General features: G+C 36.1%; 30 protein-coding genes and 3 pseudogenes. 26 read left to right on the top strand and 7 right to left on the bottom strand.

Translation table 11 applies throughout. The annotated features are described in order from the left end of the window. Positions 1-233 precede the first annotated feature (233 nt). A complete protein-coding gene (locus tag NSQ14_RS03390; protein WP_346216869.1) occupies positions 234-548 on the bottom strand; it encodes a hypothetical protein in 315 nt (104 codons plus the stop codon). A 129-nt stretch (positions 549-677) separates the two neighbouring features. Here NSQ14_RS03390 and NSQ14_RS03395 point away from each other — a divergent pair, with 129 nt between their 5' ends. The 4 genes from NSQ14_RS03395 to NSQ14_RS03410 all read left to right on the top strand — a co-directional run bounded on the left by NSQ14_RS03395 (position 678) and on the right by NSQ14_RS03410 (position 2,657). Further along, positions 678-1,007 carry a hypothetical protein gene (locus NSQ14_RS03395; protein WP_346216870.1) on the top strand — a complete coding sequence of 110 codons (330 nt, stop codon included), beginning with the start codon at positions 678-680 and terminating at the stop codon, positions 1,005-1,007. Next, positions 917-1,252 carry a hypothetical protein gene (locus NSQ14_RS03400; RefSeq protein ID WP_346216871.1) on the top strand — a complete coding sequence of 112 codons (336 nt, stop codon included), beginning with the start codon at positions 917-919 and terminating at the stop codon, positions 1,250-1,252. Before NSQ14_RS03395 ends, NSQ14_RS03400 begins: the two co-directional genes overlap by 91 nt. An 11-nt stretch (positions 1,253-1,263) precedes the next feature. After that, positions 1,264-2,034 carry a transposase gene (locus NSQ14_RS03405; RefSeq protein WP_343158005.1) on the top strand — a complete coding sequence of 257 codons (771 nt, stop codon included), beginning with the start codon at positions 1,264-1,266 and terminating at the stop codon, positions 2,032-2,034. Between the two features lie 233 nt (positions 2,035-2,267). Further along, entirely contained in the window at positions 2,268-2,657 is a 390-nt protein-coding gene (locus NSQ14_RS03410) for a hypothetical protein (protein WP_051988986.1), read from the top strand. 7 nt (positions 2,658-2,664) lie between these two features. On the opposite strand, the gene NSQ14_RS03415 is transcribed toward NSQ14_RS03410, so the two are convergent. Next, a complete protein-coding gene (locus NSQ14_RS03415; RefSeq protein ID WP_034768145.1) occupies positions 2,665-3,003 on the bottom strand; it encodes a winged helix-turn-helix transcriptional regulator in 339 nt (112 codons plus the stop codon). Between the two features lie 183 nt (positions 3,004-3,186). On the opposite strand from NSQ14_RS03415, the gene NSQ14_RS03420 reads away from it, so the two are divergent. From NSQ14_RS03420 to NSQ14_RS03450, 7 genes and pseudogenes are all read left to right on the top strand, one after another. Further along, positions 3,187-4,260, top strand: a complete 1,074-nt coding sequence (locus NSQ14_RS03420) for an LLM class flavin-dependent oxidoreductase (protein WP_034768160.1) — start codon at positions 3,187-3,189, stop codon at positions 4,258-4,260. Next, positions 4,257-4,823, top strand: a complete 567-nt coding sequence (locus NSQ14_RS03425; protein ID WP_034768147.1) for an NADPH-dependent FMN reductase — start codon at positions 4,257-4,259, stop codon at positions 4,821-4,823. Before NSQ14_RS03420 ends, NSQ14_RS03425 begins: the two co-directional genes overlap by 4 nt. A gap of 211 nt (positions 4,824-5,034) precedes the next feature. Next, complete coding sequence (locus NSQ14_RS03430) at positions 5,035-5,379, top strand: PadR family transcriptional regulator (protein WP_034768149.1); 345 nt, start codon at positions 5,035-5,037, stop codon at positions 5,377-5,379. Between the two features lie 65 nt (positions 5,380-5,444). After that, on the top strand, positions 5,445-5,963 hold the full coding sequence (locus tag NSQ14_RS03435; protein ID WP_396122149.1) for an HAAS domain-containing protein: 519 nt from the start codon (positions 5,445-5,447) through the stop codon (positions 5,961-5,963). Positions 5,964-6,192: 229 nt separating this feature from the next. Next, on the top strand, positions 6,193-6,597 hold the full coding sequence (locus NSQ14_RS03440) for a VOC family protein (RefSeq protein ID WP_034768155.1): 405 nt from the start codon (positions 6,193-6,195) through the stop codon (positions 6,595-6,597). A 552-nt stretch (positions 6,598-7,149) separates the two neighbouring features. Next, positions 7,150-8,630 (top strand): annotated as a pseudogene (locus tag NSQ14_RS03445) (cbb3-type cytochrome c oxidase subunit I); the annotation flags it as partial. A 56-nt stretch (positions 8,631-8,686) separates the two neighbouring features. Then, positions 8,687-8,878: a thioredoxin family protein gene (locus NSQ14_RS03450; protein ID WP_041848154.1), complete on the top strand. Its 192-nt coding sequence runs from the start codon at positions 8,687-8,689 to the stop codon at positions 8,876-8,878. 385 nt (positions 8,879-9,263) lie between these two features. Here the strand turns inward: NSQ14_RS03450 and NSQ14_RS03455 are convergent, their stop codons facing one another. Together NSQ14_RS03455 and NSQ14_RS03460 are read right to left on the bottom strand one after the other, a co-directional pair. After that, a complete protein-coding gene (locus tag NSQ14_RS03455) occupies positions 9,264-9,593 on the bottom strand; it encodes a hypothetical protein (RefSeq protein ID WP_346216872.1) in 330 nt (109 codons plus the stop codon). A 118-nt stretch (positions 9,594-9,711) separates the two neighbouring features. Then, positions 9,712-10,716: an Rpn family recombination-promoting nuclease/putative transposase gene (locus NSQ14_RS03460; protein WP_346216873.1), complete on the bottom strand. Its 1,005-nt coding sequence runs from the start codon at positions 10,714-10,716 to the stop codon at positions 9,712-9,714. 377 nt (positions 10,717-11,093) lie between these two features. On the opposite strand from NSQ14_RS03460, the gene NSQ14_RS03465 reads away from it, so the two are divergent. The 9 genes and pseudogenes from NSQ14_RS03465 (at position 11,094) to NSQ14_RS03495 (ending at position 14,884) form a co-directional block, all read left to right on the top strand. Then, a complete protein-coding gene (locus tag NSQ14_RS03465) occupies positions 11,094-11,228 on the top strand; it encodes a hypothetical protein (protein WP_346216874.1) in 135 nt (44 codons plus the stop codon). Positions 11,229-11,240: 12 nt separating this feature from the next. Then, positions 11,241-11,495: an HI0074 family nucleotidyltransferase substrate-binding subunit gene (locus tag NSQ14_RS03470; protein WP_285847826.1), complete on the top strand. Its 255-nt coding sequence runs from the start codon at positions 11,241-11,243 to the stop codon at positions 11,493-11,495. 2 nt (positions 11,496-11,497) lie between these two features. Beyond that, positions 11,498-11,821, top strand: coding sequence for a nucleotidyltransferase domain-containing protein (locus tag NSQ14_RS03475; protein ID WP_041848310.1), 324 nt, complete (start codon positions 11,498-11,500; stop codon positions 11,819-11,821). 67 nt (positions 11,822-11,888) lie between these two features. Continuing rightward, positions 11,889-12,083, top strand: a complete 195-nt coding sequence (locus NSQ14_RS03480; protein ID WP_041848311.1) for a hypothetical protein — start codon at positions 11,889-11,891, stop codon at positions 12,081-12,083. Next, positions 12,083-12,682, top strand: a complete 600-nt coding sequence (locus tag NSQ14_RS03485) for a zeta toxin family protein (RefSeq protein ID WP_251246468.1) — start codon at positions 12,083-12,085, stop codon at positions 12,680-12,682. The genes NSQ14_RS03480 and NSQ14_RS03485 overlap by 1 nt, the downstream gene beginning before the upstream one ends. A 578-nt stretch (positions 12,683-13,260) precedes the next feature. After that, positions 13,261-13,431 carry a MarR family transcriptional regulator gene (locus tag NSQ14_RS18865; protein WP_368993913.1) on the top strand — a complete coding sequence of 57 codons (171 nt, stop codon included), beginning with the start codon at positions 13,261-13,263 and terminating at the stop codon, positions 13,429-13,431. A gap of 170 nt (positions 13,432-13,601) precedes the next feature. Beyond that, positions 13,602-14,255, top strand: coding sequence for a hypothetical protein (locus tag NSQ14_RS03490; RefSeq protein ID WP_328188756.1), 654 nt, complete (start codon positions 13,602-13,604; stop codon positions 14,253-14,255). 64 nt (positions 14,256-14,319) lie between these two features. Further along, positions 14,320-14,409: pseudogene (locus tag NSQ14_RS18870) on the top strand (ATP-binding protein); the annotation flags it as partial. 49 nt (positions 14,410-14,458) lie between these two features. Then, the gene (locus NSQ14_RS03495) at positions 14,459-14,884 is read left to right on the top strand and encodes an NUDIX domain-containing protein (protein WP_012749280.1); all 426 of its coding nucleotides are present in this window, start codon (positions 14,459-14,461) and stop codon (positions 14,882-14,884) included. Between the two features lie 287 nt (positions 14,885-15,171). Here the strand turns inward: NSQ14_RS03495 and NSQ14_RS03500 are convergent. Further along, positions 15,172-15,519 (bottom strand): annotated as a pseudogene (locus NSQ14_RS03500) (IS66 family transposase); the annotation flags it as partial. A 450-nt stretch (positions 15,520-15,969) separates the two neighbouring features. Here NSQ14_RS03500 and NSQ14_RS03505 point away from each other — a divergent pair. The 3 genes from NSQ14_RS03505 to NSQ14_RS03515 all read left to right on the top strand — a co-directional run bounded on the left by NSQ14_RS03505 (position 15,970) and on the right by NSQ14_RS03515 (position 19,122). Further along, entirely contained in the window at positions 15,970-17,184 is a 1,215-nt protein-coding gene (locus NSQ14_RS03505) for a DnaD domain protein (RefSeq protein WP_346216875.1), read from the top strand. Between the two features lie 81 nt (positions 17,185-17,265). Beyond that, entirely contained in the window at positions 17,266-18,501 is a 1,236-nt protein-coding gene (locus NSQ14_RS03510; protein ID WP_041848313.1) for a replicative DNA helicase, read from the top strand. Between the two features lie 207 nt (positions 18,502-18,708). Beyond that, positions 18,709-19,122, top strand: coding sequence for a hypothetical protein (locus NSQ14_RS03515; protein ID WP_041903402.1), 414 nt, complete (start codon positions 18,709-18,711; stop codon positions 19,120-19,122). Between the two features lie 93 nt (positions 19,123-19,215). Here NSQ14_RS03515 and NSQ14_RS03520 read toward each other — a convergent pair whose 3' ends face one another. Further along, complete coding sequence (locus NSQ14_RS03520; protein WP_034768167.1) at positions 19,216-19,785, bottom strand: Uma2 family endonuclease; 570 nt, start codon at positions 19,783-19,785, stop codon at positions 19,216-19,218. A gap of 327 nt (positions 19,786-20,112) precedes the next feature. Here NSQ14_RS03520 and NSQ14_RS03525 point away from each other — a divergent pair, with 327 nt between their 5' ends. Both NSQ14_RS03525 and NSQ14_RS03530 read left to right on the top strand, forming a co-directional pair. Then, positions 20,113-21,072 (top strand): LacI family DNA-binding transcriptional regulator, encoded by a 960-nt coding sequence (locus tag NSQ14_RS03525; RefSeq protein WP_346208173.1) that lies wholly within the window; start codon positions 20,113-20,115, stop codon positions 21,070-21,072. 888 nt (positions 21,073-21,960) lie between these two features. Beyond that, positions 21,961-22,290 (top strand): hypothetical protein, encoded by a 330-nt coding sequence (locus NSQ14_RS03530; protein WP_346216876.1) that lies wholly within the window; start codon positions 21,961-21,963, stop codon positions 22,288-22,290. Between the two features lie 384 nt (positions 22,291-22,674). Here the strand turns inward: NSQ14_RS03530 and NSQ14_RS03535 are convergent, their stop codons facing one another. Further along, positions 22,675-22,911, bottom strand: a complete 237-nt coding sequence (locus tag NSQ14_RS03535; protein ID WP_346216877.1) for a hypothetical protein — start codon at positions 22,909-22,911, stop codon at positions 22,675-22,677. A gap of 76 nt (positions 22,912-22,987) precedes the next feature. Here NSQ14_RS03535 and NSQ14_RS03540 point away from each other — a divergent pair, with 76 nt between their 5' ends. Continuing rightward, on the top strand, positions 22,988-23,212 hold the full coding sequence (locus NSQ14_RS03540; RefSeq protein ID WP_346216878.1) for a hypothetical protein: 225 nt from the start codon (positions 22,988-22,990) through the stop codon (positions 23,210-23,212). Positions 23,213-23,227: the final 15 nt, after the last annotated feature.

Below are 23,227 nucleotides of genomic sequence, written 5' to 3' on the forward strand. Positions count from 1 at the left end.
ACGTATATAATCCTGAATGTTAATTCGAACTTTATATATCTCATTAGGATGAAGGATAAACTTCACATCTTGATCTAAAGGAATAAACCAATCCAAATATTTTTCCAAGAATGCTTTAAATCTATTTTGGATTCGCAGTTCAAAATGATATCCCTGCGCAATTCAATAAGCCTGTTGCCCAATCCAAACTCTCCATTCCAACTCATCATGGTTATAAACGAAAATCCTCCGTTTCATACCCCACTATCCTCTATGGCCAATCGGACGACTTCCTCATCGATTTGTTCTTTCTTTAATTGAAAACCAAATAACAAGCTGTTAATCGTTAATGTATTAATGACTCTGGGCCAACCTTGAGAACGTAATGCAATAGCTTCCAATGCGGATTCAGTAAATATCGGCATTTTCGCCCCTGCTATTTTTAGGTGGTGATTAATATATAAAATAATCTCCTCTTTCGGCAAAGGCTGGATTTCATACTTTAGAATGAAACGTTGAGCTAGTGGCCGGTGATGATTCATTGTTAGCCGAGTTTTAAGATGTGTCAATCCTGCCAAAATTAAGACAGATCTGAAGAGTAAAAATTCTTCGAGATAATTCCACCCAAACTTTGCCAAATATGTGATAATAAGGGTATGTAAAAAACCTAATATATTGGCATTTGGGGGGATTTTTTTATGGTAACGAGGAAGGAAAAGCGTGAAAAGGAAAAAGAGGTAAATTATTTATTCGAGTTGCTAAAAACACAAAATCACTTTTTTAAAAATTTAAACAAATTGCTCAAAACTATTGATGATCCAAGGCACCAAAGCTATATTACCTATGACACGGAAGTCCTTTTGATGATGGTTATTTTGAAAAATGCATGCAACTTAAAAAGTATGCGTGAAATGACAAATGAAATCAACAAGGAAGAGTGCATCAAAAATGTGGGAAAATGGTGGGGAATGAAGATTTGGAAGAACTGCCCCATTATGACACAATCAATGACTTTTTGTCACGATTGAACCCGGCAGAACTTGAAAGGATCCGAATCGATATGATCAAGAAATTATTCAAAAAGAGGTGTTTTGATTCCTATCGTATCAATGGGGAATACTGGGGTATTGCCATAGATGGGACCGGTATTTTTACTTTTGACAAAAAACATTGTGAACACTGCCTGAGACGAGTGTACAAATACACAGACAAGGAAACGGGTGAAGAAAAAACAAAGACCATCTACATGCATCATGTCTTGGAAGCCAGTTAATTGTGGGAAATATGGTACTAAGTGTGGCCTCCGAGTTTATTGAAAATGAATCAGAGGACGTAAAAAAACAAGATTGTGAGTTGAAAGCTTTTTATCGACTGACTGCTAGACTGAAAGACACCTTTAAAAAACTGCCTATCTGTCTGATTGCCGATAGTCTTTATGCCTGCGAAAATGTATTGAAACAATGCAAGGCGAATAATTGGAACTACTTATTCCGTTTTAAGGAAGATCGTATCAAAAGCATCGCCGATGAGTTTGAAGCGTTAAAAAATATGGAAGAGGAGGAAGGCAAGAAAGCCAATGTGGTAAAGATACGTGAAAGCGAACAGCGAGGGGAAATCACCTGGGTGAACGATATTGATTACAGAGGCTTTGGAGTAAATGTTTTCGAATGCGAATTAGAAGATGAAAAAAGAAAACAAAAATTTACCTTTATCACAGATATAAAAATCACAAAAAACAATGCAAAGAAACTGATGAACGCTGGCAGAAGCCGCTGGAGAATAGAGAATGAGGGGTTTAACAGACAAAAAAACCTGCGCTACCACATTGAACACGCAAGCAGCCAAGATTACAATGCCATGAAAAATCACTACCTATTAACCCAAATTACAGAGATTATCATGGTGTTACATGAGCATGGGTCAAAAATATTGAGAAGCATGAAGAAAACGATAAAAGAAATATCCTCGCGATTGTTAGAAGCCTTTCGCGGGCAAACACTAACAGACGAGGATATCGCACAACTGGGAAAACCTATGCAAATTAGGTTTACCTAGCGATTTAATTGTACCAAAGGATGTGATGTTTGGCAAAGAAAAAAAGTTATCCACAAAAAAAAATAAGCAAATTTGGTTCTTTTTGACCCTTTTTGTAAATAAATTTAACTGGAAAATTTTACCAACTATGGATAAGTCGTAATTGCATAATACTACCGAAAATTGATAAATTTACTCCTCATAGCTGAAAGTCCTTATCGAATTTAGAAGAAGAAAAGGATATTAAAAAACGCTTGTTAGCTTTCAAAAAAGTATTGGAACAAAATGAAGTGATTGATACGTTTGATCGGTATGTATTTGAAAGTGTCGTTGACAAGGTAATTGTCGGTGGAGTAGATGAAGAGGGAAATAAAGATCCTGCCATGATTACGTTTGTATATAAAACGGGTTTAAGTAATAGTCTAGATGGTGAAAAATTTAAACCTGCTAGAAGAAATGCGAAAAAAGAAAACACAAAAACATCTAATGAATTGTGTTCACATACAGTCAACGAGGATAATAAATTGTGTTCACATAGTAGTGACGACACATGTAGAGTGTTGCGCGTTACTAAAAAAAATATAAATTTATGGAAAAGCTCGGTTAATTCTTTAGTTTTAGACGAGCTTTTCCAAACTAAATAAATAAACCTCATATAAATTTATACTGCTGTTTATGCAATGCATGCTTCACACCCCATTTATGCATTGCATGTAATAATGGTTCAAGTTCCTTTCCATATTCCGTAATGGAGTACTCGACTTTTGGGGGAACTTGTGGATACACGAAACGCTCAATAATATCTTCATTTTCCAATTCTCGTAAATTTTTGGTTAACATTTTTTGGGTGATATTGGGGATGCTACGTTTTAAATCACTGAAGCGCATTGTTCCATTTTTTAATAAATGGAGTAAAATAATCGGTTTCCACTTGCCAACAATTATTTCAAGGGCATCTTCAACCCGACATAAATTCGGTTCGATATTCATTCGAATCCCTCCAGTAGTATCCTTTTGTATACTATACCACTTTTTTTTGCGTACTTACATGGATATTGATTGTAACTTATAATGATATTACAAAGGTTTATATCGAATTCATCATTTGCAATTTGATATATAGAAATATTATTTTGAAGTAAATGTGTACGAAAGAAGGTAATAAAGATGGGTATGGAAAAATATCGGATAGATCCGAGCAAAGGCTTGGAGTTTGGTATCTATACACTAGGGGATCATTTAGCAAATCCTTATACGGGGAAACGGATTTCTCCTCAACAGCGGTTGCAAGAAATTATTGAGATCGCCAAACTTGCAGAGCAGGCCGGAGTCGACTTTATAAGTGTTGGAGAAAGCCATCAAGAATATTTTACCACTCAAGCACATTCAGTCGTGTTAGCTGCGATTGCTCAAGCAACGGAAAAAATAAAAATTGGCAGCTCTTCAACAATTATTAGTACGTCAGACCCAGTACGAGTTTACGAAGATTTTGCAACAATTGATTTAATCTCAAATGGCCGTGCTGAAATTATTGCCGGACGGGCGTCAAGAGTCGGGCTCTTTGAACTGCTTGGCTATGATCTACGGGACTATGAGGAATTATTTGAAGAGAAATTCGAATTATTATTGGAAATCAATGAAAATGAAGTGGTTAATTGGAATGGTCAGTTTCGAGCACCATTAAAAAATGCAAAAGTCCTTCCACGACCAAAAGAAGGGTCAATGCCAATTTGGCGTGCGGTGGGCGGAACTCCTGCCAGTGCAATAAAAGCCGGTTATCAGGGTGTTCCAATGGCCCTAGCAATGCTTGGCGGTCCTGCATCTTACTTTAAACAGTCGATTGATGCATATCGTGATGCGCTAACTCGGCGTGGGCTTGATCCGACAGATTTCCCAGTTGCAACAACCGGCTTTTTCTATACAGCAGAAACAACCCAGCAAGCATTAAGCGAATATTACCCTCACATAAATGAAGGAATGAAACGAACGAACGGCCGCGGCTTTGCGAAACAATTATTTGCCCAAGGCGCAGACCAACGCAGCATAATGAATGTCGGCAGCCCTCAGCAAGTCATTGAAAAAATTCTCTATCAACATGAACAGTTCGGACATCAACGATACATGGCACAAATGGATTTTGGGGGTGTGCCTTTTGACCGAATTAAACGAAATATCGATATAATCGGAACAGAAATTCTACCTGCAATAAAAAAATATACAGCAATAGTTGAGGGGGGCAAAGAATGAAGGTTGTCGGATTATCCGGGTCAAAAGTTGGTTCAAAGACAAGAACGGCAATGGATGCCACATTAAAAGAATTGAAGGAAAATTATCCGGAAACTGAAGTAACGTTAATTGATTTAGCGGAATATGATGTTCAATTTAGTGATGGTCGCAATTATTGGGAATATGAAGGTGACACAAAATATGTAACAGAAACGATTATGGATGCAGAAGCCATTATCATAGGGACGCCAATATTCCAAGCATCAATTCCAGCAACATTGAAAAATATTTTTGACTTGCTTCCGGAAAGGGCATTTGAGGGGAAAATCGTCAGTATTATTGTTACAGCCGGAACATCAAAACATTACTTAATAGCCGAGCAACAATTAAAGCCCATTTTATCGTACATGAAAGCACAAATTGTTCAATCATATGTTTTTATAGAAGAAAAAGATTTTTATCGGAAAGAAATTATTAATGATGATGTTATTTTCCGAATTCAACGCTTAGTGGAAGATACGGTTGTGTTGACGGAAACTTTTGCAAAGATTCGCGAGGTGAAGGAAGCTGAGTATGGTTTTTAACGTTCAGTTATGAGGAAGGACAAATCGTTCTTCCTTTTATTTTTAAAAAGTCAAAAATAATACTTTTTTGTTGACAATGGCACAAGTGGTAATTTATAACAAAACTATGTTGTAATGCAAAGTAGTTTTTGGCTATGTTGGATGATAGCTTATATTTTTAAAAAAACTATATTGTTAAGCAATATAGTTGTAAAGAAAAGGAGGAGATGGATTGAACTCAAGTCAGATTTTAAAAGGAGTTTTGGAAGGATGTTTATTGGCCATTATTTCCAAAGGTGAAACTTATGGGTATGAAATGATTGAAAAGCTGGGTAAGTACGGGTTTACGATGGTGAAAGAGGGGAGTATCTATCCATTGCTCCTACGAATGAGAAAAGAAAAATTAGTGGAAGTGAAAACAAAGCCGGTTCCTTCTGGGGGACCACAGCGGAAATATTATTATATTACAGAAAAGGGACTTGAGGAACTTCAGGAATTTAAGGGAATCTGGATGGATATTTCCACAAGTGTAAATCTGTTAATAGAGCAAGAAGCAAAGGGGGAGCTGGAGAAATGAATGTAGGTGTTTTTGCTTTTGTCATCATGGGGGATGTTATAACTTAAGAGACAGCTTATTCTTGGATAGAACTTTTCGACTATCCATTATTTACCGCTTGTTTCTTACTTCTTTTCATGAAAAGTATGGGATATTTAGCAAGCCATCGCCTCTCTAAATACGGTGAATGGTTTGTCCTCTCATTACTGTCAATAGTTCCAATTGGCGGGTTTATTTTATTAATATGGTTAAATAACCGTTTTGGAATAACGGTCGTTCAGTTTGGTACGATCGGAAACATTATCCTGTTTTGCCTTGCAGCATTCATTTTTATTGGTTGTTCCATTTGGAGCAAATCATTAGTGTTAATTATCATTCCAACCTTGCTATATGTCCCTAAATATGTTTTAACCTATACACAACTAAGTAAAGACCTGCAAATGATTCTCTCTTATTTCATTTCAATATTAGGCATTGCCTTCTATTTATTTCTCTTATATGGAAAAGAAAAAGGTATAGATATAACTTATCTTACAGTGCATGGCGAAAAAGAAATAAGTGATACACTTGCAGTCTATGAAGCTGTTTTGTCTAAAATGATTTAGGAATCAACTTCTAACAGGATTAATATTTGGTTTTAGTGAAATTCCTATCTTAACATTGTTTTTTTAGAAAGAAGAATGAGGCAGCACCCCTAAAGCCAAAAGGAAATCGCTTTAATTTTAGTAAAATTTTTAAAATATACAATTTAGCCTGAAGTCCAATTCTTAAGATTTTGAAAAAGTATAATAAAATACTATAATTTAATTATTAAATGGTTAGGGAGGTTTATATATGGAATTTAGAGATTTTACAGCAGCACAAGTTAGAATCGCAAGGCCGACAGACAGACTAGAAGAGGTTATAGATTTTTATGTGAATGGTTTAGGTCTTAAACAAATAGAAAGATTTACAGGGAACAAAGGATTCGAGGGAGTAATTATTGGTTTGCCAGATGTAAATTATCATTTGGAATTTACACGACATGCAGAAGGAAGTCCATGTCCTGCACCAACAAAAGATAATCTGTTAGTTTTCTATATAGAAAATAAAAGTGAAATAAATACTGTATACGAACGGTTACAAAAAATGGGATATTATGAGGTGGAACCCGAAAATAGCTATTGGAAAGAAAAAGGAATCACCGTAGAGGACCCTGATGGTTGGCGAATCGTGTTGATGAATAGAACGTATAATTAATAAGTAGTTTAAAAGAACCTTAGCTTAAGGTATAAGAATTGAATGCTTGGGGGCTGTCCGATAAGTATAAACATCTAAAAATGCATTAAACGAGAATACTGATATATCAAGGTTTTAGGCATAAAATGGAGCATCCAGAAGTCAAAAATATGACTTTCTGAACAGCTCCTTCGTGCGCTACTTATTCGAGGAAGATTATTCAGAGTCCTCGAAAAATGCTAAACGCATTTTTCTTCGTGCGATACCTATTCGAGGAAGAAAATCTGTTCTCATTGCGGGGCCAAAGTTTGTACGTCGCTAGGCGGGCGCTCTGCGCTTTTCTTAATATGTATTAATTTGTAATAAAAACTGATCTGCGTCAAGGATTATACAGTTTTGTTTTTTAGATTTAAGATTTTATTTAGAAAGTACTTAATCAATCATGTAAAAAATGTCACTAAATGACTTTTGTTTACATGATAGGCATTACTTTCCTAAAAAATAACAAAAAGGATGGTCTTGGTGGAAAATTCGATTTTTACGAATGGGAAACCTACACCGGCATTTACTAAAGGGAATTATCCGGTGTTTAATCTAAATAAAGAGAAAATCACGATATCACAAGTGAAATCGGGTAAATTTTTCTTACTCGTAGCAATCATGTTCTTTATACAAGTCATGTTTGGTGCATTATTAGCCCATTATTATACAGAACCTACTTCATTTTTCGGAATCAAATGGATTTATGACCTTCTGCCTTTTGGTGTTGCAAAAGGTTATCATCTCCAACTAGCTATTTTCTGATTGCAACAGCCTGGCTAGGATTAGGTATATATATTGCACCGAAAGTTGGAGGAGAAGAACCGAAGCATCAAGGATTATTGGTTGATATTTTATTTTGGGCATTAGTTGTCGTTGTTATTGGTTCCATGCTTGGTGAATGGCTTGGGGTTAATGGATATTTAGGAAATCAATGGTTCTTATTCGGACACCAAGGTTGGGAATATTTAGAACTAGGTCATATTTGGCAAATCGGTTTAGTTGCCGGAATGGCCATTTGGTTATTCATTGTTTATAGAGGAATCTACAACGGGCTAAAAAAAGAACGGGATAAAGGTGGCTTAATTCATCTCTTATTTTATGCGTCAATTGCAGTTCCGGCATTTTACATTTTTGCATTCTTTATCCATCCGGATGGAAACTTTACCATGTCGGACTATTGGCGTTGGTGGGTTGTCCATTTATGGGTAGAAGGTATTTTTGAAGTATTTGCCGTTGTCATTATTGGTTATATGCTTGTAAATATGAATCTCATAACAAAATCTTCTGTTGTACGAATGTTATATTTCCAAATTATTTTATTACTTGGAACAGGTGTATTGGGTATTGGACATCACTATTACTACAATGGTTCTCCGGAAAGCTGGATTGCCATCGGAGCTGTGTTCAGTGCCTTGGAAATCATTCCGCTTACTCTTCTTGTCTTTGAAGCAAACGATCATTATAAATTGTTAAAAGAGGGTGGCGTTCATTTTCCTTATAAAATGACATTTTGGTTTTTAATTGCTACTTCTCTTTGGAATATTGTCGGTGCTGGTGTTACCGGATTTTTAATTAATCTACCGGCAGTCAATTACTTTGAACATGGACAACAATTAACCCCTGCACATGCCCATGCCGCAATGATGGGGGTATATGGGATGTTTGCGATTGCTGTCCTTATCTATTCTTTAAGAAATATTGTTAACCCTAAAAAATGGAATGACAAACTATTGAAGTGGTCATTTTGGACAATGAATATTGGTCTATTTGGAATGGTCTTTGTCAGTTTAACAACAATTGGCTTTATTCAATTAAAAGAGGCTTATGAAAAAGGCTATTGGTCATTACGCACGAGTGAATTTTTACAAAAAGATATTATTCAAGATTTATTATTAATTCGGGCGGTACCGGATACAGTTTTTATTATTGGGGTTGTTCTCCTTGTTATTTTTTGTGTAAAAGTTTTGTTCCATTTAAGAAAGCCAAATCAAAAAGAAGAGGGACAACAATGAAAATACTAAAAATAAGTAAGCCACATTGTATTCCATGCCAAAATGTAGAAAATTTCTTGCAAGATAATCATGTTGTATTTGAGGAAATTGATATTTATAAACAACCGGAATTAATACTACAATACGGATTAACCGGAGTCCCGGTTACATTATTAATAGATGTTAATAATAATGAATTGAAAAGAGTTGTGGGATATAATCCAATAGAATTGAGTGAGTTGATTAGTCAATATAAGGATAATGTATAAATCTATAAAACTATTTTAATACTTAAAGTAGTCAAAAAATGGGGGTTCTCGATCCCTCACTAATGGTTAGTTGAACCAATTGGACCTTTATAGGGCAGCCTACCCCCCACCTGCGAAAAAACTGAGTTAGGGTAAACACTACTGCAACGATACAATTCTCTGCCATTACCACGCAAGCCAAATGAAGTGTGTTCAGGACTTATTAGAAAACAAAATGGTTGTAGGATCCCGTTGTGATTGATGTAGGAAGTAGGTTATCTCTGTCTAGCTATTTGCAGGGATAGACTGCCTTTGACTATATGCAAGCTTTATTATGGATAGGCAGTCTAGGAAGTTTTTTTACCGATACGTAATATGAGTAGATAACCCGATTTTTTGGCTAAAATCATTCACAAATTTTTTCTATCTCTTTCACTTCATCGAGACTCAGCTTCACCATTTTTGCCACTTTTTCAACTGAAAAACCTTCCCGTAACAGCTCAGCAGCTAAATTCCTTTTTTCTTCCATTTTTCCTTTTTCAATCCCTTTTTCAATCCCTTTTTCAATCCCTTTTTCAATTCCTTTTTCAATCCCTTTTTCAATTCCTTTTTCGATTCCCTTTTCAATTCCCATTTCCAATCCTTTTTCAATTCCTTTTTCAAATCCTTCTTCCCTCACAATTTTAAAATATTCAGCAAGTGTAGGTGCTTCTTTAATTTTTTCAGAATACAGCATATGTTTTGCCTCCTTTTCAATGTTAATCGATAAGTCTTTCGTTAATTGTTTTGTCAGCTCGTGAGGAAGATACATTAAATAATCAATAAAGTAAAAAGGTCTGTCCGTATAATCAGATTTAAGATTCGGGTCGGTTAAAATGAATGCTTGCCTCTATCTCTTTCACTTCATCGAGACTCAGCTTCACCATTTTTGCCACTTTTTCAACTGAAAAACCTTCCCGTAACAGCTCAGCAGCTAAATTCCTTTTTTCTTCCATTTTTCCTTTTTCAATCCCTTTTTCAATCCCTTTTTCAAATCCTTCTTCCCTCACAGTTTTAAAATATTCAGCAAGTGTAGGTGCTTCTTTAATTTTTTCAGAATACAGCATATGTTTTGCCTCCTTTTCAATGTTAATCGATAAGTCTTTCGTTAATTGTTTTGTCAGCTCATGAGGAAGATACAGTAAATAGTCAATGAAGTAGAAAAGAGCTTCCGCATAAATAGATTTAAGATTTGGGTTGGTTAAGATAAAGTCTTTTAACAATTTTTTCTTTACTTCATATCGTTTATGATAGTTCTTCTCCGTTTGATGAAGGTAAATGCCTGCCAAAACTGCAATGGCAAAAGGGTTCGTTGATTTTTTCAAAGAAGGAATATCCTCTTCATTAAACTTATAAGTATTGAAGCGATACGTAAGTTCAGTGCCGTAAAAGGAATATTGGAACGGCTGCGGATTGTTGGATTTAGACAAATCGGTCAAAATTGCAATGGAATAAATGTTTTCTTGGAAGCGATCAAACAAACGATAAAAATAAGTAAACATTCGCCTAGAAAAGTCCGGATCCTTTTTTCCTTGGATTTCTATGTGAATGAATACATATTTTTCTTCCCCGTTTTTCAAGGAAACCTTTACAATTTTGTCTGCGATTTTTTTTCCTTTATTATGTTCAATGATGACTTTGTGCAGTTCTTGTTCGAGAAAGACAATTCCTTTTCCAAAATCAATGGCCTCATACAAATCCGGTGCAAAGAATAAAATAAATTCCTCAAACAGTTCACTGATAATTTTCTTCCAAAGTGCGTCATAATCAGTTCCGGGTGAATAGATCACCCTTTTCTCCAGAACAAGTACTTCTCCCATTATTTTACCCCATCCTTTGATAAATTTGAATTATTAATCATATTATACACGATAAGAACATTTGTTTCCATAAAAATTTTTCGACATTGAAAAAATGAAGACGTCAATTAATTTGTCAAGGAAACTCACGGAAATAGCAAACATTGCAGCATTCAGTCCTCTGTAAGGATAGTGAAAAATTTCTAAAAAAGGGGATACCAATGAAGTGTAACATGATAAAAAAATTTATTAAAAAATGGTACAATTGAATCAAGATTAAGCTTCGATAAGGTTTTGGAGATAGCAATGATTGATGGTTGTGGCATTGCTTCCGGTGAATTGTTGTTTGATGGAATTTCTTTTAAGGACAAGGCAATCTAAAAGGAGGGTAAAACTATTTGGATTTCCAAAAAGATATCCGCCCGCAACAGCGATTTGATAACTTTAAAAAATCATATCAGCTATTGGAAAAATACTCCTCTCTGGAACTAACTCCTGAAATTGAAAAGGCTGGTCTTATTCAATTTTTTTAAATCACTTTTGATCTGGCTCTCAAAGTGTTAAAAGATTATTTAGAGGCACAAGGATATATTGTAAAAAGTCCGAGGGAAACCATTAAGCAAGCGTACCGAATGGAAGTTATTGATGATGGATATGTATGGATTGAGGCATTGTCGAGTCGAAATCTAACGACTCATACATATGATGAGCAATTTACGGAAAAATTTGTTCAGGATATTCAACAAGTGTATTTTCCATTATTCAAATCCTTATATGAAAAACTCTTGGAGGAGTATTAATTATGTATGGGTTATTAGAAAAAGACATGGATTATATATTAAAGGCATTGAAACAATTTGATGAAATCGATCGTGCTATTCTTTATGGTAGTCGGGCAATGGGAAATTATAAAAAGGGCTCTGATGTAGATATTGCGATTCAGAGTGAAAAAGTTACAGGAAAAACCTTTTTCGAACTGGACGATTTGTTGAATGAAGTTTATCCACTTCCCTATTTTTTTGACATTATCCATTTTGAAAAGTTAACCAATCAAAATTTAATTGAACATATTGAAAGGTGCGGAAAGATTCTATATTCACGAAAGGAAATGCGTGATGATGTTTGAATGAGAGCTTAAGGGTGGAAAAATAATTTCAGAAAGAGATAACTATTTGTAAAAGGTGGTGTTTTTCATGTCGGAAACACAAAAGAATGTGCCTAAAAGAAAATTTGGCTGGGTAGATAAATGGGTAAAGATGACTGGTGAGCGTGCGAGAATTGATGCTAAGGCCAATAATACTTATATTGTTTACGAAAAGAATGGTGAATTGGTCAAAGAATTTCCAAATGGTGATATAGAACCTTTATACAATGATGGTGATCGTTAATGCATATACACAAGCCAATGTTTTATGTTTTTGCCGGTAACAATGGAAGTGGCAAGAGTACATTAAGGAATCTTATTATAGACAAAATCGGTATCGAAATTAATATTGATCCGGATGCTATTGCAAGGAAGATTGATCCTGAAAATCCTGAAACTAGGGGTTTAGAAGCTGGTAAGGAGGTAATAAAGTCAGTATATCAATATATTAAGGAAGGTAAGGATTTTTCAATTGAAACTACATTAGCAGGAAAAAATGCAATAAGGCAAATAGAGAAAGCTAAAAATTTGGGGTATGAAATTACGATGTTCTATATTGCCCTTGACAATGTAAAGCAAAACATTGAACGTGTTGCATTGAGAGTTAAAAATGGCGGTCACCATATTCCTACCGAAGATATCATTAGGAGAAATTCAACGTCTTTTGCACACCTTTATCAATATTCTCACTTGGTTGACAACCTTATTTTAATAGATAATAGTCAAGACAATGGAGAAATTGTTATGGAAATAAATAATGGTAAGATTACTTTTCAATCTGAATATTTACCATCATGGGTTCTACCGCTAAAGGAACAGTATCAAAAACAGGATAAAATTTAAGATTAAATTAAAAAGATAGAATAGAAAAGAGAACTATTTGAAAAAAGCTTAAACGGATTGGAAAATGCTTTTCATTCCCTTATGGAACGTACTTTCAAAGGTGAAATTAATTACTGAGGGAAAATTTCTACCCTTTAAATTAAAGGGAGATGTCAATGTGTCCAACTTTTGCTTTTTAACAGATAAGAGGATTTATTTTGGTTTGTTCGTATTCTTTTGTTCTCCTCTATTTTCTATGAAAAAAGGATAGTGAGTAAATCACTACCCTTTTTTGCTACTTTAAACCTCGCGCTTAGGGAGGCGAAACTTCCCAGATTTAAACCTCGCACTTTTGAGGGCGAAACCCCAACTTTAAACCTCGCATTTTTGGCAGCGATACGCCAACTTTAATTTAGGTAACTTACTGTTTTATTTTAATAATTAATGTGTAATTTCTTATACTGTCAATAATCCTAGGGTAACTGGAATGGGAGAATAACCGGTGAATCAATAATTAATTTCATTCATATTTTGTAACTTTTATGTAAAATCATTCGTTTCGGAATCATTTAGTAATTAATTACTACTCTTTACTAGATATTGAACTCTCCCCAAAACAGTTCATGGTACTCCATCTAATACATGAAATTGAACCGGCAAAGATTCAAGACATATCTCATCAGTTGCAGTTATCAATGAGTTCAGTAAGTCAACTTGTTAATAAATTGGAGGAGCTTTTTACAGGCAACCGTAATCTAACAAGATTTTAAAAAAATTTTATGCATTTGACTTTACAATTTAGCTTTTAAAAAGAGTACCTAGTGAAATTGTAATTAATGAAGTATTATTTAGTAGTCTTATTAAAAAAGGATGGATAAATCATATTGTATTGAATAAATATGACAGAATTTTCACGTATTATGACAGTTGTTTTTGGTTAATGACAACTTACAGGGAAGGTGAAGAATTTCAACATTCAAACCTTTCGCATTTAATGTTGGCGAGAAGTTATCTCGAGACTTTCCTTGAAATAACACCGGAAGTGGGCGAAATTGAATTTCATGATAATTTCAGCGTTCGTAAATGGTATCAAAATCCGGATGATATGATTAAAAAAACATTTAACCTCATTAATCATTATTTCGGGGAAGTTGATGCTCAATACAAGAAAAGAATTATGGATATTTATGATTCTTTAGATTATAATAAAAATGACTATGACATAATGAGGAAGTCAGTATCACATGGAGAGTACCAGAATACAAACATCTTATTTATCAAAGATCGAATCAATTTAATTGATTGGGATTCACTTTCAGTTAGACCACATTTATTTGATATAGTATCTTCTGCCTGTTACTTATGTAGAGATAAACGCGGGGATTTTATTATTAATCCAGTAAAATTAAAGAAGTATTTGATAGAAGAAAATTTATTGAATGAAGAGGTTAATAATCTAAGAAATATGGTATTCATCACCTTTGTGCCAAAAGAAGATACAATTGAGAAGTTTTATGTATCTGGTCATGATCAATTAAAATGGTATTTAGAGTGGACGCTTGATGCAATGGAAAAATGTATAAAATATTTTTAAACATAACATTAACTATTTTAATGTAGATGAGTAAATTCGCTAACATAAATTTACATCCCTTACTTTCAACAAAAGCTTTGGGGAATGGGAGAATTTTTTAGGGGATTCATTGTTAGTGACAGCGATGTTGAACCGGTTTGCACAATTGGATTAAGAAGATCATTGAAGATCAAGGGAAAATTTAAAGCCAGAGGAGAAATTCAATGAGAATACGCAAATGTTCTAGAGCGGTGATAGTGAATGAATTTAATAAAATTCTTCTTCAAAAGTTTGAATTTAAAGATGTTGTAGGAAACAAAGTGTTATGGGTAACTCCGGGCGGTGGTGTTAAGGAGAATGAAACTCCAGTAGAAGCATTAAAAAGAGAATTAAACGAAGAACTTGGCATTGTTGTTGATATTCATGACAAACCAATATTTGAAATGGATGTATTAATTGAAGGGAAAAAGGGTCCTTTTATAAGTCGTGAGATTTATTATAAAATTGCTATTCAATCTGACACAATATTGTCTATCGAAAATATGACTAAAAATGAGAAAGATACATTTATAGAGTTAAAGTGGTGGAGCAAGGAAGAGTTGCAGAAAATAGAAAACTTTGCGCCGCGTGAAATATTGAACTATTTTTAGTAAAAATGAGAAATGAGAAATTAGAGATGCCGAAAGGAAATATTTACACAGGGAGCCTTCACCACAACAAAGGCAGGATGAATAAACTCTTACATATCTGCTCTATGTGCAGATTTTTTCTGGATATTAATGCAAACGATGATTTAAAATTCTTCAATTTCAACGAAACGAAATTTCTCATTATGAACGTTGTAATTAAGGTAAGCCCGAAATAAAAAAATAAACGTACCTTCACGGTACGTACTACAAATAACCGTAAAACCATGATTTTTTAATCAGATTTACGGTTATTTTACACATTCTGCTTGGATCGTTTTTGACCAAGGCAAATAGTTGTTTATAATTTCTGGGTTTCTATGAATATCTAAATTTGGTAGGTCTCTCAGTAACTTCACTAGATACTGGTAGAAATCTACTCCATTCGCTTTAGCTGTTTCTGCGATACTTAGACAGATTGCGTTTGCTTTCGCACCAGCTTCACTTACGGAAAATAACCAATTTTTTCGACCAATTACATTCGGACGGATGGCATTCTCAGCGGGATTGTTATCAATTTCTATTCGTCAATCATCCAAGAATGCTTTTAGTCCATTCGCTCGATTTAGCGTGTATTCAGCTGCTTTAGCGAGCGCATTTAAGACTTTTTGTATCCTTTAACAATCTAGCAATTATTGATATAATATCCATAGGAAGACCTCTTTCTAAATGTATTCGCCTACTAGCGTACATTTAAATGATAGAGCGTCTTCCCATTTTTTTCCACTCATCTGCCCTTCGAGTAAAATTTTACACATACAGTTTTTCAGTGGCCTCTAATGAAAGGTCAAAAATGTCTAGTATTTGCTGATTAAGATTTTTTGTGGGAGCTTGTTTTTCATGAGCTCCCTTTTATTTTTGCACTGTCCTTTTACACGCTAATACTTAATGTGCTAAGGGGAGGTGCCGTTTTACTTTTCTCGGGATATTCTAAAATGAGTCAATGGAGCTGTTCCCTCCCCATTAAAAATTTTTGACAATCTTATGTTCATTTTGCAAAAGGGAATCTATAACACTAATAAAAGGATAATTACAAGGGGGAGTCGAAAATGAGCAAGCTATTAATCAATGAAAGTCCAATTTTAGTTCTACCGACATTAGCGAAAAAGATTGGACTGAATCAGGCGCTGTTTATCCAACAACTTCACTACTGGCTGGCAGATAGCAAGCATACATATGATGGGTATCAATGGGTGTATAACACATACGAGGATTGGCACAGGCAGTTTCCATTTTGGTCCACGAGTACAATCCGGAGAATTATTGGGAAGCTTGAAAGGGAAGGCTTAATCGTTTCCGGAAATTATAATCGTTTTAAGATGGACAAAACCAAATGGTATCGGATTAATTACGAGTATTTGGAGTCGCTGATGGATGAGGATGCGCAACTTTCCGACCTTTGCAGCAAGCGGACTGACACAAGCGACCCAACCGAGCAGCATAACGGCACACACACGGACGCTTCGAACAGTCAAAAAGGAATAAATTTAGGCAAGGCATCGAGCCACCAAACGCAGAACAATCTGACGGGTCAAAACAAACCTAATATAGGCAAGGATGAACAAACGAATGCAAATGTAAGCAAATCGACGAACCAATCGGATATCAACTTAAGCAAACGGACAAACCAATCAGATACCAACTTAAGCAAGCCCACGAACCAAAATGGTGCTAACTTAGGCAATCCGACAAATCAAACTGGCACCAATTTAACCAATCACACTGACCAAACGGTGACCAAATTGACCAAACACAACGACCAAAACAATTCCAACTTGACCACATCGGGTGAGCAAGCTGGTCAGTACGTGGGTGCAAGCTTGGCACTAGCACGAACAAACATAACCAAAGCAATACCAGAGACTACTTCAGAGACTACCCCAGAGAAAAAAAGCGTAGTAATAGTTACGCATGCGCGCGCAGAAGAACAAAACCTATTTACATTTTTCGAACAAAACGGGTTTGGAACCAACAGTGGGTATCTTTTTGAAAAAATACAAGCGTGGTGTGAGGATTTGTCCCAAGAACTTGTTTTAGAAGCGATGAAAATAGCTGTCGAAAGCGGGAATAAAAATTGGAGTTACGTGGAAGGAATTCTTCGCCGGTGGTTTGATAAAGGCTATCAAACCATCAATGAGGTTCGTGCCGCACAAAAGGAATATCGAGAACGTTTGAACAAAAAGAGTGCAAAACAAAAACCCCGAATGGAACGGGATATTCCAAGAAACTTTATCCTCGACATGGATGCCGGGGAAGATGAATAGATAGACAGGTCCCGCAGCCTACCTTAACAACATTGACTAAAAATGGGACAAGGGACCTGCCCCTTTGGAGGTGAGTGGATTATGATGCATGAGAAAGTGTTTCTAGGTTGTTTGATGCAGGAAAATCCTTTAATTAATGACACGGTTATTCGGCCAGATCATCTTCAAGATTTACGTCACAAACAATTGTATTCAAAAATGGTGGAGCTTCATTCCGCTGGCAAGTATTTTAACTTAATCGCCTTATCCATGCTTCCGGACTTAGAAATCTATGGCGGTATCAGTTACTTAAACGAGCTCAATGCCTTTTGTGATCTTGAAAAATTTGATGAGGTAGAAGAATTAATTTTGGACGCATGGAAGGAACAGCAAACGCAAATGATTTTGACCAAGGCAACCTTTGAAAAATGGGAGAGTGCCAGAGTTATAGACGAGTTGGAAAAAATTGAAAACCTAAAACTGAAAAATGGCACGACCATCTCTGAAGGATTAGCAGCGATTTACGAAGCACCTTGGGAGGAAAAAGAAGATACGACAGGAATAACGACCGGTATACAAGCATTGGATGACATAACAGGGGGTTTTCAAGAAGGAGAAGTCACGATTCTAGCTGCCCGACCTTCCATGGGGAAAACCGACGTGATGCTTCATTTTGCAAAAGAAACAGGTTGGGCCGGGTATTTACCGATTCTTTTTTCATTGGAGATGCCTGAAAAACTGATTATTTCCAGATTGGTAGCCTCTACCGGAAATATTAATCGAGTTAAAATGCGGAATCCTTATAAGTTTTTAAAACCGAAGCAAAAAGAAAAATGGACGACCATTATCGCAAATCTTGATGAAACGAACATGATTATATTTGATGAATCTGGACAAACGATTCCTGAAATGAGGGCACAAATCAGAAAATTGATGTATGAATATCCGGATCGGAAACCGGTTGTCTTTATCGACTATTTAACACTGATTCGGCCGATTAACCCGTACTTTGGCAATACGCATCAGCAAGTATCAGAAATCTCACAAGGTTTAAAGAAAATGGCAAAGGATTTTCATATACCGGTCATTTGTTTAGCCCAACTGAACAGGAGCGTGGAAACGAGAAGCAATAAACGACCGCTTATGTCTGATATCAGGGAGTCAGGAAGCATTGAACAGGATGCTGATGTAATCATTTTCCTGTACAGGGAGAAGTATTATGACAGAGAGATTACCGATAACTCGCTCGAACTTATCATTGCCAAAAACCGCAACGGCCCGGTCGGAACCGTAATCGTAAAATACAACGAACACACCGGCAAAATCGAGTCAAGGTGAGGCTAGGGGACGGTTTTCTCGTCTTATAGTGAGGCCGGACAAGGTCAAGGTGACAAGGTCCCACAGCCCAGTTCGGTCATGGGGGCGAATCCTCGACTAACCTGAGCCCATTCTTCGGGGACATGACCAATCTCCCCCTCGCCCCACCCTCGGACCAACAGCGGGCAGAACTTAATCCAACGAATAAAAGTGATGAGGTGATAATGAATGACACTGAAAGAATTTTATATGGATTGTCTTTATTATGAAGAACATATTCTCGTCTACTACATTCAGCACCTACTCTCGGAAAATAAAATTTCACTGGAAGACGATGTTTCAAAGCTCGATTTCAATCAGGCAGACCAAGATAAAGTGGCGGAATTGATTCGAAAAAACCCGCTCGGTTTCCGAAAAATTTACGTCTTTGAACTGAAGGTGGATGGTGGTGGCGTTGTTTATATTTTTGCGGCAAATGAGCAAGATGCAATCAATTTATTTAAAAGAACATTTCGAAAAGCACCGCTCGAACTTGATTATTGCCCGCTTGATACAGAAATAATTGTAGGAAACAAAGTCATGACCTTTCGAGAGCTAAAAAGAACATATAATCACTTTCCTACCTTCATTTCGTTTGGGTAAAGGTGAAGGTTCAGATTCATCGGCCCAATCATATAAGGGAGCTTATCCATAATGAGAGGTTTGCAAATATTAATATCGTAATATTGAACTTATCTATTCAAACACTTGATTTAGGTCTAATTTAAAATCGGGAAAAAGATGAACAGAAACGGTATCCTCTTTTGTATAGACTCCCTGAAATTTGTATTGGTTATCAATTAAAAGATATACTTCTACAGAATTGTTAACCGGGTCAACAAGCCAGTATTCGTTTACATCCGCTTTTTCGTAAAGTTGATATTTCTCCCAACGGTCTAACTTAACAGATGAAGGTGAGAGGATTTCGATTATCATATCCGGAGCACCTTTACACCCCTTGTCATCCAGTTTTTCCTTATTGCAAACAATGGATAAATCGGGTTGAACAACATTATTGATCTCATCGTCTCGTTTGTTATCCGCCAAAAGTCGGACGTCGAAAGGAGCGAAAAATACTTCACATTCCTTTCCTCTCAGGAAAACTGAAAAAGCTGTAGCTAACTCTCTGAGTACCTGTTGATGCCTGCGTGAAGGAGCAGGAGACATATTGAAAATTTCCCCATCAATTAATTCAATCCGTTCACCTTCATTCCACGTTAAATAATCGGCATATGAATATTTCTTTTTTTCGCTCGGAATGGCCATACAATCATCCCTTTCAACTTTTCCTTAACGATATTTTATCATAGCACAAAACATTATACATCATTATGTAAATATTACTTGGAGACAAAAGTTGAATTTATCGTTACGCCGGACGAACCGTTACGCCGATAGCTCAACTTTTGTCGTAAGAGGTTAGATTCCCCTTTGACAATAGTTTATTTTATGAAATCCATTTCAGAGCAAAAAAAAATATTCAAAGAAAATCAAATTAGGCAAAAATTGACATGAAACCCATTTCATAAATTAAAATGAGACTAATAATAATCTTTTTCTTTATTGAAAAATTTTTATAAGGTGAATGGTGAAATGACAAATATTAAAGATGTGGCAAAAATGGCTGGGGTGTCAGTTACAACTGTATCCCGGGTGTTAAATAATCATCCCTATGTTAGTGAAGCAAAAAGAAAAGCTGTAATCCATGCGATTCGAATGACAAATTATCAAAAAAATATAAATGCCGTTCATTTGATTAAAGGGAAAACAAACTTAATTGGTGTTGTTCTCCCATATTTTGATCATCCTTATTTCTCTTTAGTGCTAAAAGGAATAACAAATCAGGCAATCAAAAAAAATTATAAGATCGTCTTATTTCAAACGGACTATCGGGAGGAAAGGGAAATAGAAGCCCTGCAAATGTTAAAGCAAAAACAGATTGATGCGCTAATTATTTGTTCCAGAGCAACCGATTTGTCAATCATTGAAGATCATCTACAATTTGGTCCAATTGTTTTATGTGAGGATATAAAAAGCAGGAAATTTTCAACAACCTTTGTCAATCATTATACCGTTTTTCATAAAGCATTAGCATTTTTGTACGAAAAAGGTCATCGAAAAATTGGTTATTGCATCGGTCGAACATCAGGGACAAATAGTCATATGAGAGAACTTGCCTATCGAGAGTTTCATGAAAAATATCATTTGCCATATCGCCCGGAATATATCATTGATCAGTGTATATATTTTGGGGATGGAGAAAAAGTTATTGAAAAATTAACCACGATGATGGATCCTCCGACAGCATTGTTGGTAACCAGCGATCAGGTTGCTGCGGGAATTGTCATCAGTTGTCAAAAAAGGAAAATATCGATCCCGGATGATTTAGCAATTATCGGCTTTAATAATGAACCGATTGCCGAAATGATGAACATAACCACCATTGAAATTCCGTTAATGGAAATGGGGAAAAACCTCTTTCTCCAAGCAATAGATGAAGAAATATCCAGTAAGGAAATCATCGTCAAACTAATAGAGAGAGGAACTGTATAACTTGTTGAAGACTAAATACTAATGGAGAGAAAAGGGACTGAGGGACAGTTGGGGTGCATTGGAAAAAATGTAAGAAATTACTTACCGGACAAGAGCAGGGTTAAGAGTAGCTGTCCATTCGATCCACATGAGTAACAAGGGAGATTGCTAAAAAAGATGAAACCCTATCAAGCAGTGAATCGTATATTAAATAAAGAGTTTTTTGAGGGTAATTATGATAAGAAAAGCGCAGAGCGCCCGCTTAGCGACGTACAAACTGGCCGGCTAAAAGCGGCAACGTCCTGTTGCAACGCATGTCTGACCACGTCCTGTGGCCCGACCTCCCCGCAATGAGAACAGATTTACTTCCTCGAATAGACATCGCACGAAGAAAAAGCGATTAGCTTTTTCGAGGACTCTGAATAATCTTCCTTGAATAAGCATCGCACGAAGAAAATGCGAATGCATTTTCGAGGACTCTGAATAATCTTCCTTGAATAAGCATCGCACGAAGAAAAAGCGAGTAGCTTTTTCTAAGGAAAAGGAAACACGGCGAGGGACGAGCCGATGTTGACTTATCGTAGTGAAGCTGCTACTTGAGCGAACTTCATGAGTAATCTTCCTTGATGTACTTCATGAAGCTTTGCGACGAGCTGAACATCCGCTTCCTCGAATAGGCTATGGCGCAGGAGCACATTAAAGGGGAGCTAGTTTCTCAGTCGCTGGCGCTCGGAGCTAGACAATAAAACTGATCCCGAGTTATTTACCTGTATTTTTATACTTTCTTATACTATAAAAAAGAATTTCATGTTATTTTTGATTGCCATTTGTGTATTGATTTTTTTCGTTGGCTGTAATTCGAAAAATAATAAGTCTGATTCCGAAAATTAGGCTGACAGTTTAGAAAACGTGCAAAAAATTGAAGTTATATCGCCGGAAGAAAATCCTATTTTAACAATTTCAGATAAACAAGAGGTAGAAGACTTTGTTAATGCGCTGAAAATTGACAAATGGGAAATGAAGGATGTTCCTTCTGATGCAATCAAAGGGAAACAATTTGACTTGTATCAACAAAAAACAATTAAATTTGGCGAATCAAGTAAGGACAAAAAAGAGTTGAAGCACGTTGCAAGTATTACAACGTATAACAAGCCTTATCTTGATTTTAACTTGGATGACGTAAAGTTCAGTTTCAAGATACCAAAAGAGGTTTTCGAATATTTGTCTGAATATCAATAGACATCAAAGCTGTTGAATGGCTGATAAATTGTGCTGTTGGTGTTTGGTTTGTTGATGGCTTTTAATAAAAGTGGTTACTGAAAAGGTTTTATGAACAAAATTCACAAAGCTAATCAGGAAACACACTTATTAAGAAAGAATGTGTTATGTGAAAAATACATATTGTTTGTAGGGAGTTTTTGTATAGGTTATGTCGTACTTGGAAATATTGTCTGGATTGTTATTGACAATGTTTTATACACCGAGTATGTCCTTGAAAAATGATACTGTATTACCCTCTCAAGTTGAGTTTGACAGTATAAATATTTTTCCGTCGCTAATTATATCTCTACTCGCTTTAGCCATTGCTTTTGGTACAACGAAATTATTTAAAAAGGTGGTGAGCTAATAGGGAACTAGTCTCGTCGCCAATTTGGGGTGGAAAACAGGGTTTTTTGGCGACGAGCCCTGATCTCGTCGCCATTTTGAGGCGGGGAACTTGATTTTTTGGTGACGAGCCTTGTTCTCGTCGCCGTTTTGAGGCGAGAAACACCATTTTTTGACGACGAAGCCCTGTTCTCGTCGCCGTTTTGAGGCGAGAAACACCATTTTTTGACGACGAAGCCCTGTTCTCGTCACCATTTTGAGGCGAGAAACACCATTTTTTGACGACGAAGCCCTGTTCTCGTCACCGTTTTGGGGTGAGAAATGCTAAATTTTGACGACGAGCCCTGTTCTCGTCACCATTTTGAGGCGAGAAACACCATTTTTTGGCGACGAAACCCGATCTCGTCACCGTTTTGAGGCGAAAAATGCACTATTTTGGCGACGAGCCTCATTCTCGTCACCGTTTTTGGTCGAAAACCACTCAATTTTGGCGACGAGGCTTGTTCTCGTCACCGTTTTTGGTCGAAAATCTCATATTTTTGGCGACGAAACCTAATCTCGTCGTCATTTT

The organism is Caldifermentibacillus hisashii (assembly GCF_039654145.1).
GTDB lineage: Bacteria > Bacillota > Bacilli > Bacillales > Caldibacillaceae > Caldifermentibacillus > Caldifermentibacillus hisashii.

What these genes read in the sequence shown, in the direction of transcription:
- NSQ14_RS03425 (WP_034768147.1), top strand. Translation starts at nt 4,257, where the DNA reads ATGAAGGTTGTCGGATTATCCGGGTCAAAAGTTGGTTCAAAGACAAGA.
- NSQ14_RS03485 (WP_251246468.1), top strand. Translation starts at nt 12,083, where the DNA reads ATGCATATACACAAGCCAATGTTTTATGTTTTTGCCGGTAACAATGGA.
- NSQ14_RS03395 (WP_346216870.1), top strand. Translation starts at nt 678, where the DNA reads ATGGTAACGAGGAAGGAAAAGCGTGAAAAGGAAAAAGAGGTAAATTAT.
- NSQ14_RS03520 (WP_034768167.1), bottom strand. Translation starts at nt 19,785, where the DNA reads ATGGCCATTCCGAGCGAAAAAAAGAAATATTCATATGCCGATTATTTA.
- NSQ14_RS03495 (WP_012749280.1), top strand. Translation starts at nt 14,459, where the DNA reads ATGAGAATACGCAAATGTTCTAGAGCGGTGATAGTGAATGAATTTAAT.
- NSQ14_RS03505 (WP_346216875.1), top strand. Translation starts at nt 15,970, where the DNA reads ATGAGCAAGCTATTAATCAATGAAAGTCCAATTTTAGTTCTACCGACA.
- NSQ14_RS03480 (WP_041848311.1), top strand. Translation starts at nt 11,889, where the DNA reads ATGTCGGAAACACAAAAGAATGTGCCTAAAAGAAAATTTGGCTGGGTA.
- NSQ14_RS03420 (WP_034768160.1), top strand. Translation starts at nt 3,187, where the DNA reads ATGGAAAAATATCGGATAGATCCGAGCAAAGGCTTGGAGTTTGGTATC.
- NSQ14_RS03460 (WP_346216873.1), bottom strand. Translation starts at nt 10,716, where the DNA reads ATGGGAGAAGTACTTGTTCTGGAGAAAAGGGTGATCTATTCACCCGGA.
- NSQ14_RS03510 (WP_041848313.1), top strand. Translation starts at nt 17,266, where the DNA reads ATGATGCATGAGAAAGTGTTTCTAGGTTGTTTGATGCAGGAAAATCCT.
- NSQ14_RS03525 (WP_346208173.1), top strand. Translation starts at nt 20,113, where the DNA reads ATGACAAATATTAAAGATGTGGCAAAAATGGCTGGGGTGTCAGTTACA.
- NSQ14_RS03490 (WP_328188756.1), top strand. Translation starts at nt 13,602, where the DNA reads ATGACAACTTACAGGGAAGGTGAAGAATTTCAACATTCAAACCTTTCG.
- NSQ14_RS03440 (WP_034768155.1), top strand. Translation starts at nt 6,193, where the DNA reads ATGGAATTTAGAGATTTTACAGCAGCACAAGTTAGAATCGCAAGGCCG.
- NSQ14_RS03455 (WP_346216872.1), bottom strand. Translation starts at nt 9,593, where the DNA reads ATGCTGTATTCTGAAAAAATTAAAGAAGCACCTACACTTGCTGAATAT.
- NSQ14_RS03415 (WP_034768145.1), bottom strand. Translation starts at nt 3,003, where the DNA reads ATGAATATCGAACCGAATTTATGTCGGGTTGAAGATGCCCTTGAAATA.
- NSQ14_RS03475 (WP_041848310.1), top strand. Translation starts at nt 11,498, where the DNA reads ATGTATGGGTTATTAGAAAAAGACATGGATTATATATTAAAGGCATTG.
- NSQ14_RS03535 (WP_346216877.1), bottom strand. Translation starts at nt 22,911, where the DNA reads ATGGTGACGAGAACAGGGCTTCGTCGTCAAAAAATGGTGTTTCTCGCC.
- NSQ14_RS03515 (WP_041903402.1), top strand. Translation starts at nt 18,709, where the DNA reads ATGACACTGAAAGAATTTTATATGGATTGTCTTTATTATGAAGAACAT.
- NSQ14_RS03405 (WP_343158005.1), top strand. Translation starts at nt 1,264, where the DNA reads ATGGTACTAAGTGTGGCCTCCGAGTTTATTGAAAATGAATCAGAGGAC.